Below are 12,377 nucleotides of genomic sequence, written 5' to 3'. Positions count from 1 at the left end.
TCGTCCTTTCAAATCGGGAAATGTCCGGGCTGAGTCTCGATCGTGATCCAGCGCAGCTCGGTGAATTCTGCTATGCCGACGCGGCCACCGAAGCGACCGTAGCCCGACGCACCGGTGCCACCGAAGGGCATTTGGGCCTCGTCATGCACAGTGGGTCCGTTGACGTGGCAAATGCCAGACCGTATCTGCCGCGCCACCGCGATCCCGCGCGAGATGTCGCGGGTAAATACCGCCGCCGACAGCCCGTACTCGCTGTCGTTGGCAAGCCGTACGGCGTCTTCTTCATCCTTTGCGCGCAGTATGGCGACTACGGGACCGAAGCTCTCCTCGGCATAGATCCGCATCTCCGAGGTGACGCGGTCCACGACCTGCGCGGGCATTAGAACGCCCTCAGTCGTGCCGGCGCTGGTCACGGTGGCTCCTTTTGATTGCGCGTCCTCGATCAACGACTGGACCTTCGTCACCGTATGCGCGTCCACGACCGCACCCAGAGGGGCCTTGCCCTGTGCCGGATCGCCCGCCTTCAGCTGCGCGGCGCGGGCGGTGAATTTCTGCACGAAAGCATCGGCAACTTCGCCCACGACGATGATGCGTTCGGTGGACATGCAGATCTGACCTTGATTGAAGAACGCTCCGAAGATTGCCGCCTTGACCGCCTCGTCGATATCGGCGTCCTTCAGCACCAGAAACGGAGCCTTGCCCCCCAGCTCCAGCAGGCAGGGCTTCAGCTGTCTCCCAGCGCGTTCCGCGATGATCCGGCCCACCTTGGTTGACCCAGTGAAATTGATGCGTCGGATTGCCGGGTGGTCGATCAGCGCTCCGACAATCTCGGCCGCATCCTCGGGGGCGTTGGTCACGAGGCTGACAAGTCCCGGCGGAAGGCCGCCTTCCTCAAGCGCCTCAACGATCAGGGCGTGCGTGCGAGGGCAGATTTCGGACGCCTTGAACACCACGGCATTACCGCAGGCGAGTGGCGTGGCAAGCGCGCGCACCCCAAGGATAACGGGCGCGTTCCAGGGCGCGATGCCGAGACATACGCCCGCAGGTTCGCGGATGCCCATCGAAAGGCAGCCCGGTTTATCCGAAGGGATAACCTCGCCCGATACCTGCGTGGTCAATGCCGCAGCCTCGCGCAGCATTGACGACGCGAGCATCACATTGAACCGCGCCCAGCCTTCGGTTGCGCCTATCTCGGAAGCCATTGCAGTGACGAAGGCGTCACCCTTTTTCGCGATCGCGTCGGCGGCCTTAAGCAGCACCGACCGACGGGCATTAGGACCAAGGGCGGCCCAGGCAGGAAACGCACCAGCCGCTGCCTCCACGGCTGCACAAGCGTCTTCGACGCTGGCGGCGGCAGCCTCGCTGGCAAGTGCGCCCGTCACCGGGTTATATCTGCGAAACGTGCGGCTCGCTGCCCGCTCCGCCCCTGCGATGCGAAGATTGACAATGCTCACGACAGTCCTCCAAAAATGCTGCCCAGATCGCTGGGCATATCGCTCGAACGGAAACTAGCGCGAATATTGCTATCTTGCATAGCGTTTTTTTAGAAAGGTGTCTGACGGCAAATGAATGACAATGAAAAGAGCGCCTTGCTCAGCTTGGTCGGCTATCACCTCCGTCGCGCATCTGTCTTTGACCTTAACGGAGCAGTGGAAGCACTGGCCCAGGTGGATGCCCGCCCAATCAGCCTGAGTGTGCTATTGTGCATGGTCGAAAAGCCTGGCCTGACGTCGGCCGAGATTTGCCGCATCCTCGGAATGCAACGCGCCAACATCGTTCAGTTCCTCACAGATTTGGAGGCAAAGGGGCTGTTTACCCGCGAGGCGGAGGCGTCGGACCAGCGCGTCCAACGGTTATTTCCGACGGAGGCCGGCAGGGAAGCAGCTGCCGATTGGCTGCATCGCCTGAACGAGCACGAGGACCGGATGCTGGAACGGCTAGACGCGCAAGAACGTGCCGAACTTCGGCGCTTGCTGAGCAAGGTCTGGATGGATGCGCCCGGGCGCTAGCCGCTTAGCCACGTCCCAGGTTTTCATCGCCCAATTATTCTCAATCGGTAGTACGAACCGCCGCTCGAGCTCAGCCCTCAATCCGGCCTACTTCGATAGTGGCGGGGTCTCTATTATTTCTTTTCCGCCTCCCACATTTAAAAAACTTATTAAAAACTTCATCTTTTATATAAAGAGGATATCGTCCTGTAATTCCGCAACCAATAATGAGTAGTATTACAGTTACAATTTCCGATCTGGATATAAACCAGGAAACTGGGGCCAAAGCTAAGGCAATAAGACCAACGGTGAAATCCCAAGCGCCATCACGCTCTATCTTGAATATATCAGCGATTTTGTCTTTGATCGCGACAATCAGCTTCCACATCAAGCCGCCCGTTCCTAAACTGCACTTCGCGAATTCCCTCCCAGGCAAATGGAGCAAGAATCAAGGTCGCGCTCGCTCCTCATAATCATGACTCAATGTGTCATGTTTGATTCGGCAACCATAAGGAGTGCGCTCGGCATACCCCCTCGATAAGTGAATCTATCAAACGCATCTGAGAAGGGCCAGGAGTGGGCTCTGCGAGCGGGGCGTCCGAGCCGCTGCAGGGGCGGCCTTTCTTCCGAGGGCAAAAGACCGGATAGCCTGCTTAACGGTATTCTCGCTCACTTCGCGTCGTCAGTCAGTCCCGTGGACGGTCATGCCGCGCGATTTGATAAGCAACGGATCGCCTCGGGCCACTCGCTCTTCCCTCGGATCCAGATGAGGGTGGCATTGAGCTGGCGTTCCAGTGTGTCCAGCGCGGGAAGGCACCTTGCCCGCCGAGCGCTGATACGCGGTCGTGCTTGATTCCAATATTCCAATCGATACATCATGCGATCCTCGTGGCCCAAAGGGTGAACATCACAGCAACAAGGCTTGCAGGGCTCGTGGAAGCACAGTTCTGTCCGGCCCGTAAGGCGCGTCCACGCTTAAGTCTGCAAACGACAGCATTGCGCCCTCATTTTGGTCACTAACACCACCCGCGCGAGCTCCTGGAAGCCGGCGGTCTGCTTCGCCAATGGCCGCGTCCGGAAGGCGCCCGACGAGAACATGTTGGAGGACGATTGGCAGACTGGATTTTCGCGGGGCTTTTCCCAAGGCGCTCGAATCCGGCTTCGCCTCCATATCCAATCGTTACGAATTTCGGCATCGGACACACTCCTACCGTTGCGCTTCTGAGTTTGCCGGGCTTTCCGCGAGAACGCTTCCCAGAGCCGACTTCCATCCTCCGAGTGGGAAGGCTTGAGTTCTGGTTCTTCGGTTCCATTTGATGTGCCGACAGGCTCAACATCATGAAGGAGGTGGTCGAATGACGCGGAACATCATGGCACTGGCTTTCACGGCCGTAATCGGAATGTGTAGTGCAGGCGTGGCGCATGCCGAGCAGTTGGCAGCCAGATCGAGCGCCAGCATACAGAATGATCTCAACTATCTGATGTACACGCCCGACGACTATGCTTCGTCCAGCAACGCGTATCCGCTTGTTGTGTGGCTACACGGCGGCGATCAGGGCGGGACCGATATCGAGAAGGTCAAATCGAGTGGCATTCCGAAACTGATTGAGGATGGAAAGACATTCCCCTTCCTAGTGTTTTCGCCTCAGAATCCGAGTGAAGAACTGCTTTATCCGATCGAGAAAGTGGAGGCGGCACTCGATGAGGTTATCTCGAAGTATCGCGTAGATCGCGCGCGTGTCTATGTCGTGGGGTTCAGCCGCGGGGGGTTCGGTACTTGGGCCATGGCAGAACAGTTTCCCGAAACATTCGCCGCTGTCGTTCCGATCGCTGGTGGCGGTAATCGCCACTACCTTAGCAGGACAAATGAAAAGGCAGCTTTCTGGGTGTTCCACGGCACGAACGATGAAGTCATCCCTTTGTCGGATTCGGTCGTGCTGTACGAGCGCCTCGTGGGTCTGAAGCGTAATGCTCGTTTGAGTGTTCTGGAGGGCGTGGACCACTCGGGCGTCGAACGGGCCGCCTTAAATGATCCCGAGCTTTGGGATTGGCTTCTGAAACAGCGCCTTGAGGTCGCGCCTGAGTAACCTTTCAATCCTCTACGCGTACCGCGGAATGCGAACGGCGTCTGCTTAGCGCCCTCATGTCGGTCGTAGAGGTCGTCATCGCGCGCGCCCGAAAGCGGACATAGCTCCGCGGCGGCGTCATGTCTCCTGCGCGCCAATAGTGGTCGCCGAGGCAAGTCCTACAATCCTACAGCCGAGACAATCTGCCAAAAGATGTGTTTGGTATGTTTCACGCGTAGTGGTTGGCGTTCGCGTCGAGCTTGACACGGGCCACGTACAGGGCAATTTCATGCCTACCATAATGGCACCTCAATCTGGCCTGCTCTCCAGATTACTCGAGCTTTGGTATAGGGACAAATGCTGCCCCAAACCGGGCGGTGAACCAATTTGCACCGAAACGCTGCAGCGCATACATTGAGAGCATCAGGACATCACAATGAGACACGGAATCACAAAATTTTCATTCCAGCAGGTTGATGTCTTTTCCTCGAAAGTTTTGCTAGGCAATCCGCTGGCGGTTGTCATTGGAGCAGATTCTTTAACCGCATCTGAGATGGCTGCTTTCGCGCGCTGGACGAACCTTAGCGAAACGACTTTCCTTCTACAGCCGAACTCGGCAGATGCCGACTACCGCGTTCGCATCTTTACACCTGTTGCTGAGTTGCCCTTCGCGGGCCACCCCACTTTGGGGAGCTGCCACACATGGCTGTCTTCTGGTGGAAAGCCAAAGAGTAGCGAGATTGTCCAGGAGTGCGAGGTGGGACTAGTCCACATTCGGCGCAACAATGGACGACTTTCCTTCGAAGCCCCCGAACTGCGCCGATCAGGCCCGGTGGAACTCGACACACTGAAGCTAGTCCTCAAAGGCTTGCGGTTGACATCCGATGACATCGTCGACGCCAACTGGGTGGACAATGGCCCTGGCTGGCTCGCTGTCCAACTGCGCTCCAGGGCTGACGTCCTCGCGCTTCGTCCGGATTTCGCCATCCTGTCCGGATTACGGGTCGGTGTCGTTGCCCCCTGGGATCCAACAAAGGATGGGCGGGAAGCGGATTTCGAGGTGCGTGCCTTTACCGCGGCCGGTTTTGAAGACCCGGTAACCGGCAGCTTAAATGCAGGCATTGCTCAATGGTTGATTGGTAACGGCATCGCTTCCTCATCATACATTGCCAGCCAAGGTACCGTCCTTGGACGGGAAGGACGTGTTCATGTGGAGCTGGTCGAAGATCAGATTTGGGTCGGTGGCGACGTTACAACTTGCATCGAGGGCGTCGCAGCCTTCTAAAGTGCTGGTTATAAGACTAGCTGGCCGCCACGATCGCATCGCTATCGATGATTTCCGCAAAGTCGGATTTGAGATGGGCTATCGTTACATCGAAAATCGCACGCGCGGATAGCTGCTCGTCCGGCATATCAAAGCCCATGACGGCATCACGGACGACGATCATCCTAAAGCCGAGGTCCGATCCAACTCGAACTGTGGTATTGATGCAAAAACCTGCAACTGCGCCCGTCACGACGAGGGTGCCGATGCCATTGTCGCGGAGATATTTTTCCATCCCGGTGGAAGCAAATGGCGAAGAAGTCGTCTTGACGAAAATCGGTTCGTCGTCGAGCGCTTCTGCGCAGGGCATCACCTGTTGAGCGGGTGAACCAAGGTGCATCGGGGATGTTGGATCAGGGTCGCTGTGGCGAACGTGGATCACCCTTTGTCCAGCCCTGCGGAATTCAGCAGCTAAGGCGGCGATCTTGGCCGGAGCATCACCGTGGACGTGATCGCGCCCTGCATCGAGACGATGCTGCATCAGCATCTGCATGTCGATAATTACAAGCGCTTGTTCCAATTTCCAATCCTCTCAGGCCCCGTGAGGCGACGAAAGGGGCCTACCATGGGCCAATCATGTCCGCAAAGGGCCGCTGCTCGGTCGTTCAGATCACTCGACGACCGGAAGCCGGCAGCACGGATGTCTCCTATCCCTCGCCTTGAGCGGATACGAACCCTCGACCCTGAGCTGTTTTTCAGTCTCGTGCGGCCGATGCGGTCGCATGTCGTTGGCTAGTCTAAGCCGCGTTCGCCCTACGCTTCCGAGCCCGCCCGCGGTATGCCCACATTCCGGACTTCCAATACTACGACGGTCGATTCAGGCGTAGATTTCTTCACCAAATGGTGCTATTTATAACACCGAAATCAGGAAGCAATCATGCGATCGACTATCAACCTCGACGACACTCTCATGGAAAGGGCCAAGTCCCTAACCGGCACGAAAGAGACTGCCGCTCTGGTCCGCCAGGCATTGGAGACGCTTGTTCGAGTGGAGTCCGGAAAACGCCTCATCGCGCTCGGGGGAACTATGCCGGATGCGGAGGCAGCTCCACGCCGCCGGAGCGCAGCTGCCAAGTGATCCTTGCCGACACTTCAATCTGGATTGATCATTTCCGGCATACCGATGCCGAGCTGCGTAGGATTATTGAGGACGATCGTCTCCTCTGCCATCCGGCCGTGAGCGGAGAGCTTGCACTTGGCAGCCTTCGGGATCGCAGTAGCGTGATAGCATTCCTGTTGGCTCAGCGCGAAGCGCTCGTCGCAACGCACGACGAAGTCATGATGATGATTGATCGCCACGCCGTTTTTAGCATGGGCATTGGCTACACGGATGCCCATTTGCTGGCCTCGGTTCTCCTCGATCAGCGAGTGGCTTTGTGGACAAGAGACAAGCGTTTGAGGGCAGCGGCCCAAAAGGCCGGGGCGTCGCTGCACACCCCTGCCCATTCGCGGAACTAAACAATTAATTAATGAAAGGCCATGGCCGTTGCTCTTGCTGGTCAAACGGGTCGAGCCACAGGGCGCAAAATTCCGGTTGATACATTATGCGATCATTTTAGCCCAGAACGTGAACATCCTCGCAACAAAGCCGTGCACAGGGCTCGAGAAGAACGGCTTCTCTCGACCCAGAGCGGCCGCCCGATGCTGCGAGCCCGATGACGCGGGCGACCCCTTGGCAGAGAACGGAGAATAGCCGCGCTGCCGCAGCAAGGGGGTACGGGATCGAACCGCATCCCCAAACCGCAACCGCGTCTATCGGCGGAGTACTGAATCGGCCGGCTGAGCCGTCGTTATCGGATCGGCATGACGATGAACAATCTTCCAGAGACCGTCCTCTGGGCGAAAGACGCTCGTCACTCGTAACGCCAGAGGGGTGACATCACTCCGACCGCCAACCTTGGACCTGAGCCGCTCTACTTCGACGAGGTATGCCAGCTCAGACGTCACACACTTCGCTATGTTCTCGAAGCCGATAGCGTCGCCGTCCCTATAATGCGATGCCGCATGCTCCATCGTCTCAACGACCTGCTTCCATCCATGCACGAAAGGGCCAAAGGGATTGCCCAATGTTACATCGTCTCGTTGGGAAAAGAGCTTCGCCGCAGGCGCGGGGTTTCCTTTCATGAAAGCATCGAGAGCCAGGTGGTATTTTTCAACTGCTTGATCGAAGTCATTGGCGTCAAGGGACACGTCATCCTCCCTGTCGTTTTATCTCTGATGCGGACTGGCGACTCCCGCAGGTCAACATTCCGTGTGTCCGCAACATGGAGGCAATTTCCCTAACTGCGGCGCAACGCAAGTTGGCTTAGTCAGCATAGCATGGGCGCCAGACAAGGTTCGCGACAGCGTTTTGAGACGGCCCGGTAAATGGCCGCTCTCCTCCCGCTCGAGACGATCGTCGCTTGCCCGAGCGACATGGCGGCAAGCCGACTGCAAATCCCTCGCCTTGAAGGGAATCGTACCGCAGACCCGCGTATTCCTTGACTGCGAATGAGCGCGGAAGTCCGAACGGCTCAACGCACCCAAAACATCATCGTTTAGGAAGACCAGGTGCAACTACCGGTGCATTTTGACTCACGATGCAGGCCAGCCAGCTCTGCTCAGCTTCCAGGCCGACATTTTGAGCCACGAATGCCCCTTGCGACCCAGGGCCCTGCAACTGGCGGAGATACGGCGAAGGGGTACGCGAATTCCAGAAGTTAACTAATACAATCCTAGAATGTGGGGAGAATTGGTGCGTTCGGTTTTGCAAAAGCGTCGGGACTCTGACTGGGAGTTCGAGGGGGAAGGACATGGCGTCAGCCAAGCAGTACTTTGAGCGCTTTATCGCCAGGCTTCACCAGCCGGAAAGGGAAATCCCGTCGAATGTACGGTGTCCTTGCCAATCTAGCGCTCGCGAATTTCGACGCTTTGGCCCAGACCTCACGCCATCGCAGTCAGCGTTCCGCTTATCTGGTCGGGCTCGTTCGTCCGGCCTCGGACGAGGCGCCCATTGCTCAGCTTCGCCGCGGCTAACGGGGCTTGGCCATGGAGACGCTTGCGGCATCCAACGCTTGGGCCGTTCCGTGGTTTTCGCACACCGGAGCCCTTCGATCTCCAGAAGCGTATCATCCTTTTCTATGGCCCGAATGGCACCGGCAAGACCAGTTTTTCTCGGCCATGGGTGGAGCCTTTTCGTGCCTCGGCTTTCCCACCTCCACGAGTCGATTGGGGTCCAATCAAAGGCGTAGTCAAGGTTTTCTTACGAAGTCGTATTTAATAATTTTTAGTTAGACAAAATAAAGGCGTGTGGAGTGTAACGTATTATCCGTATAACTCCTAGAATTACCCGCGCTGTCTTGGCCAGAATTATCGTCTTATATTTTACAACATTATTCCTTGTATAAAATAATATTTCTTGGCACTCCTATCAATCGAGCGCCAATCGTGCTATGAAGGATTGCAGTCGCCCTATGCGCCGACCGCAGAAAGAATCTCCATGAAATTCCGTCCACTCCATGACCGCGTCGTCATCCGGCGCTCGGAAGGCGATCTCAAATCCAAGGTCGGCATCATCATTACCGACATTGCCCAGGAAAAGCCGCAGAAAGGCGAAGTGATCGCCGTTGATCTAGGCACGCGTAATGAAGGCGGCAAGCTGATTCCGCTCGACGTTAAGGCCGGTGATACGATCCTGTTCGGCAAATGGTCCGGCACCGATGTCAAGATCGACGGCAAGGATTTGATCATGAACGAGGCCGACATCATGGGCATCGTCGAAAAGACCGTCGCGGCCAACAAAGCTGCCTGACGGTCGATTTCCGACCCCACAACCTCACGACCGAACTGGACGAACATAATGTCTGCCAAGGAAATCAAATTCTCCACGGATGCGCGCGATCGCATGCTGCGCGGTGTCGAGTTGCTCAACAACGCCGTCAAGGTGACGCTGGGTCCCAAGGGCCGCAATGTTGTCATCGACAAGGCCTATGGCGCGCCGCGCATCACCAAGGACGGCGTCGCCGTTGCCAAGGAAATCGAGCTGGCCGACAAGTTCGAGAACATGGGCGCGCAGATGGTGCGCGAGGTGGCCTCTAAGACCAACGACCTCGCCGGTGACGGCACCACGACGGCGACTGTGCTCGCTGCCTCCATCCTGCGCGAAGGTGTCAAGCTCGTCGCCGCCGGCATGAACCCCATGGATCTCAAGCGTGGCATCGACCTTGGTGTCGCTGCTGTCGTCAAGGAAATCCAGGCGCGCGCCAAGAAGGTCAAGTCCTCGGGCGAGATTGCGCAAGTAGGCACCATCGCCGCCAATGGCGACGCGGCAGTCGGCGAGATGATCGCCAAGGCGATGGACAAGGTCGGCAATGAAGGCGCCATCACCGTCGAGGAAGCCAAGACTGCCGAGACCGAACTCGACGTAGTCGAGGGCATGCAATTCGACCGCGGCTATCTCTCGCCCTATTTCGTCACCAATGCCGAGAAGATGCGCGTGGAGTTGGAGGACCCCTACATCCTCATCCACGAAAAGAAGCTTGGCAATTTGCAAGCGGTGCTGCCGATACTCGAGGCGATCGTGCAGAGCGGCAAACCGTTGCTGATCCTGTCCGAGGATGTCGAGGGCGAGGTTCTGGCGACGCTGGTCGTAAACAAGCTGCGCGGTGGCCTGAAGGTCGCTGCCGTCAAGGCGCCGGGCTTCGGCGACCGCCGCAGGGCCATACTGGAAGACATTGCCGTCCTCACGGCCGGCCAGATGATCTCCGAGTATCTCGGCATCAAACTCGAAAACGTTACGCTCGACATGCTCGGCCGCGCCAAGCGCGTGCTGATCGAGAAGGACACCACCACGATCATCGACGGCTCCGGCGATAAAGCGACCATCCAGGCGCGCATCCAGCAGATCAAGGCACAGATCGAGGAGACGACCTCCGACTATGACAGGGAAAAACTGCAGGAACGCCTGGCGAAAATCGCCGGCGGCGTCGCGGTAATCCGCGTCGGCGGTGCGACCGAAATCGAGGTCAAGGAAAAGAAGGACCGCATCGACGATGCGCTAAACGCCACGCGCGCCGCGGCTGAGGAAGGCATTGTTCCTGGCGGTGGTGTTGCCCTGTTCCGCGCCAGGTCGGTCCTGGTCGGACTGACGGGAGCGAATGCGGACGTCACAGCGGGCATCTCGATCGTGCTCAGGGCGCTTGAAACCCCGATCCGGCAGATCGCCGAGAACGCCGGTGTCGAAGGCTCGATCGTCGTGGGAAAACTCACCTACAGCAGGGATCACAACCAGGGCTTTGACGCGCAGACGGAGACCTATGTCGATATGATCAAAGCCGGCATCGTCGACCCGGCGAAGGTCGTGCGGACCGCTTTGCAGGACGCCGGCTCAATCGCGGCGCTTCTGATCACTGCCGAAGCGATGATCGCCGACATTCCCTCAAGAGAATCCTCCCGGCCGGCCGGTAACGGCGGCATGGGTGGGATGGGATACTGAGAACAGTGCCTGGATCGTTCGGTCAGCACGGCTGGGCGGCGGAGCCCAAACAGCAACCGTCTCGATCACCCAGCGTTTCGAGAGCTACCAGCCATCCAAGACGTTTCTCGTATGGGCCTGCGTCGCCACGGCGGTCGCCACGATGATCATCGGATTCATCTGGGCGGGCTGGGTGACGGGCGGTACGTCACGCGCAGCGGCGCGGCGAGGGGAATTCTCGCTCTGCCCGATGCTGATGGCACTGATGCGGGCGAACAAGAGTGCTGGCTGGAAAGCCGGATAGTGCGATGGCGAAGCGGCTGCTAAGCTTTGACGATTGGACGAGAGGAGCAAAGCATGCCGTCTGAGCCTCGATCACCACGCCTTGCGGTCCTTATCGACGCCGACAACACCTCGGCAAAGATCGCCGACGGGTTGTTCGAAGAGGTGGCAAAGATCGGGGAGGCCAGCGTCCGCCGCATTTACGGCGATTTCTCGGGCACGCGTTCCAAGGCATGGGCGGATGTGCTTGCGAAACACGCGATCATTCCGCAGCAGCAGTTCGCCTACACGACCGGCAAGAACGCTTCAGATATTACGCTGGTGATCGACGCCATGGATTTGCTGCATAGTGGTCGGTTTGATGGCTTCTGCCTCGTTTCGTCCGATAGCGATTTCACGCGTTTGGCCGCCCGTATTCGCGAGCAGGGCATCGACGTTTTTGGCTTTGGCGAACAAAAGACTCCGGAGAGCTTCCGGCAGGCCTGCCGCCGATTCATCTACACTGAGAACCTGCTCGCAGGCGCAGGGAAAGACGAACAGGATGCCGCATCAGCCGCAAAGTCCTTGCAACCGGTGAGCGCCGCCGTGCCGTTGATAAAAAAAGTTCTTGCCCAAGAGGAAACCGAGGAAGGGTGGGTAAACCTCGGTACCGTTGGCAAGCAACTGCTCAACTTGGCACCAGACTTTGATCCGCGCACCTTCGGGTTTCGAAAGCTCAGCGACCTCATCCGAAAAACAAACAAGTTCGAGGTCCAGCAGGCGGAGGGTAGACCCGTCAGCATTCGCCTGAAGCAAGGAACCAAGGCCCAGTAGCGATTGCAGGCATACGCCCTCCAACCTAAATTCGCACCAGACGCCAAAATCAGCCGTTGCGGTCGCCGGGTTCAGAGATCAAGTATTCCTGAGAATGCACATCTCGATTCTTCCGGTAACGCCTGGGAGTGCAAACGGCCGTATCAGCTCCGTAGCGGGCTCTGCAGCATGGAGTAGCGATCTCCGACATAATTGGGCTTCAGCCGACGGTATGTTAAGGACGCGTACCGCGGGCCTCCCGTCAAAAAAAACGCTACGGGTGTTCCCCCGCCCGCGTCGGTACCTACGATTTCACGCGCCTGTCCGTATCGCTTGCGTTTACGCTGGCGATTGCTGTGATTGTCTATTCGGTCTTGTTCGGAAGCATCCTGTAGTCGCCTAATCATGCGTGCATCCGCTCTACGAAGCTGAATAACACCCTGGACGGACTTTCGGGGTGCCGCGCCGTTGAA

Annotated in this window: 12 protein-coding genes and 1 pseudogene; 9 read left to right on the top strand and 4 right to left on the bottom strand. The window is 57.9% G+C overall.

The window, feature by feature from the left end:
* Nucleotides 1–8: 8 nt before the first annotated feature.
* Nucleotides 9–1,454, bottom strand: coding sequence for an aldehyde dehydrogenase (locus V7S54_RS30970; protein WP_336409770.1), 1,446 nt, complete (start codon nucleotides 1,452–1,454; stop codon nucleotides 9–11).
* 111 nt (nucleotides 1,455–1,565) lie between these two features.
* On the opposite strand from V7S54_RS30970, the gene V7S54_RS30965 reads away from it, so the two are divergent.
* Nucleotides 1,566–2,009, top strand: coding sequence for a MarR family winged helix-turn-helix transcriptional regulator (locus V7S54_RS30965; RefSeq protein WP_336409769.1), 444 nt, complete (start codon nucleotides 1,566–1,568; stop codon nucleotides 2,007–2,009).
* 70 nt (nucleotides 2,010–2,079) lie between these two features.
* Here V7S54_RS30965 and V7S54_RS30960 read toward each other — a convergent pair whose 3' ends face one another.
* A complete protein-coding gene (locus tag V7S54_RS30960; protein WP_336409768.1) occupies nucleotides 2,080–2,379 on the bottom strand; it encodes a hypothetical protein in 300 nt (99 codons plus the stop codon).
* Nucleotides 2,380–3,343: 964 nt separating this feature from the next.
* Between V7S54_RS30960 and V7S54_RS30955 the strand changes: the two genes are divergently transcribed.
* Both V7S54_RS30955 and V7S54_RS30950 read left to right on the top strand, forming a co-directional pair.
* On the top strand, nucleotides 3,344–4,075 hold the full coding sequence (locus V7S54_RS30955; protein ID WP_093234836.1) for a prolyl oligopeptidase family serine peptidase: 732 nt from the start codon (nucleotides 3,344–3,346) through the stop codon (nucleotides 4,073–4,075).
* Nucleotides 4,076–4,490: 415 nt separating this feature from the next.
* The gene (locus V7S54_RS30950) at nucleotides 4,491–5,339 is read left to right on the top strand and encodes a PhzF family phenazine biosynthesis protein (RefSeq protein ID WP_336409767.1); all 849 of its coding nucleotides are present in this window, start codon (nucleotides 4,491–4,493) and stop codon (nucleotides 5,337–5,339) included.
* A 16-nt stretch (nucleotides 5,340–5,355) separates the two neighbouring features.
* Here the strand turns inward: V7S54_RS30950 and V7S54_RS30945 are convergent, their stop codons facing one another.
* Nucleotides 5,356–5,898, bottom strand: a complete 543-nt coding sequence (locus V7S54_RS30945) for an isochorismatase family protein (RefSeq protein ID WP_057248299.1) — start codon at nucleotides 5,896–5,898, stop codon at nucleotides 5,356–5,358.
* 357 nt (nucleotides 5,899–6,255) lie between these two features.
* On the opposite strand from V7S54_RS30945, the gene V7S54_RS30940 reads away from it, so the two are divergent.
* Nucleotides 6,256–6,456, top strand: coding sequence for a type II toxin-antitoxin system VapB family antitoxin (locus V7S54_RS30940; protein ID WP_013851145.1), 201 nt, complete (start codon nucleotides 6,256–6,258; stop codon nucleotides 6,454–6,456).
* Nucleotides 6,453–6,836, top strand: a complete 384-nt coding sequence (locus tag V7S54_RS30935) for a type II toxin-antitoxin system VapC family toxin (RefSeq protein WP_336409766.1) — start codon at nucleotides 6,453–6,455, stop codon at nucleotides 6,834–6,836. Before V7S54_RS30940 ends, V7S54_RS30935 begins: the two co-directional genes overlap by 4 nt.
* 294 nt (nucleotides 6,837–7,130) lie before the next feature.
* Here the strand turns inward: V7S54_RS30935 and V7S54_RS30930 are convergent, their stop codons facing one another.
* The gene (locus V7S54_RS30930) at nucleotides 7,131–7,568 is read right to left on the bottom strand and encodes a YybH family protein (protein ID WP_234793078.1); all 438 of its coding nucleotides are present in this window, start codon (nucleotides 7,566–7,568) and stop codon (nucleotides 7,131–7,133) included.
* 1,288 nt (nucleotides 7,569–8,856) lie between these two features.
* Between V7S54_RS30930 and V7S54_RS30925 the strand changes: the two genes are divergently transcribed.
* The 4 genes and pseudogenes from V7S54_RS30925 (at nucleotide 8,857) to V7S54_RS30910 (ending at nucleotide 11,925) form a co-directional block, all read left to right on the top strand.
* On the top strand, nucleotides 8,857–9,168 hold the full coding sequence (locus tag V7S54_RS30925; protein ID WP_336409765.1) for a co-chaperone GroES: 312 nt from the start codon (nucleotides 8,857–8,859) through the stop codon (nucleotides 9,166–9,168).
* 48 nt (nucleotides 9,169–9,216) lie between these two features.
* Nucleotides 9,217–10,851: a chaperonin GroEL gene (groL, locus tag V7S54_RS30920; protein WP_336409764.1), complete on the top strand. Its 1,635-nt coding sequence runs from the start codon at nucleotides 9,217–9,219 to the stop codon at nucleotides 10,849–10,851.
* A gap of 31 nt (nucleotides 10,852–10,882) precedes the next feature.
* Nucleotides 10,883–11,071, top strand: a pseudogene (locus V7S54_RS30915) (hypothetical protein); the annotation flags it as partial.
* Between the two features lie 116 nt (nucleotides 11,072–11,187).
* Entirely contained in the window at nucleotides 11,188–11,925 is a 738-nt protein-coding gene (locus tag V7S54_RS30910; RefSeq protein ID WP_058329891.1) for an NYN domain-containing protein, read from the top strand.
* Nucleotides 11,926–12,377: the final 452 nt, after the last annotated feature.

The organism is Ensifer sp. CCNWLY38 (genome assembly GCF_037120565.1).
Taxonomy (GTDB): Bacteria; Pseudomonadota; Alphaproteobacteria; order Rhizobiales; family Rhizobiaceae; genus Ensifer; species Ensifer adhaerens_H.
This window is presented reverse-complemented; position numbering and strand designations above follow the sequence as displayed.

Coding starts and splice junctions, on each gene's coding strand:
- V7S54_RS30955 (WP_093234836.1), top strand. CDS start 3,344: ATGACGCGGAACATCATGGCACTGGCTTTCACGGCCGTAATCGGAATG.
- groL (WP_336409764.1), top strand. CDS start 9,217: ATGTCTGCCAAGGAAATCAAATTCTCCACGGATGCGCGCGATCGCATG.
- V7S54_RS30925 (WP_336409765.1), top strand. CDS start 8,857: ATGAAATTCCGTCCACTCCATGACCGCGTCGTCATCCGGCGCTCGGAA.
- V7S54_RS30910 (WP_058329891.1), top strand. CDS start 11,188: ATGCCGTCTGAGCCTCGATCACCACGCCTTGCGGTCCTTATCGACGCC.
- V7S54_RS30940 (WP_013851145.1), top strand. CDS start 6,256: ATGCGATCGACTATCAACCTCGACGACACTCTCATGGAAAGGGCCAAG.
- V7S54_RS30965 (WP_336409769.1), top strand. CDS start 1,566: ATGAATGACAATGAAAAGAGCGCCTTGCTCAGCTTGGTCGGCTATCAC.
- V7S54_RS30950 (WP_336409767.1), top strand. CDS start 4,491: ATGAGACACGGAATCACAAAATTTTCATTCCAGCAGGTTGATGTCTTT.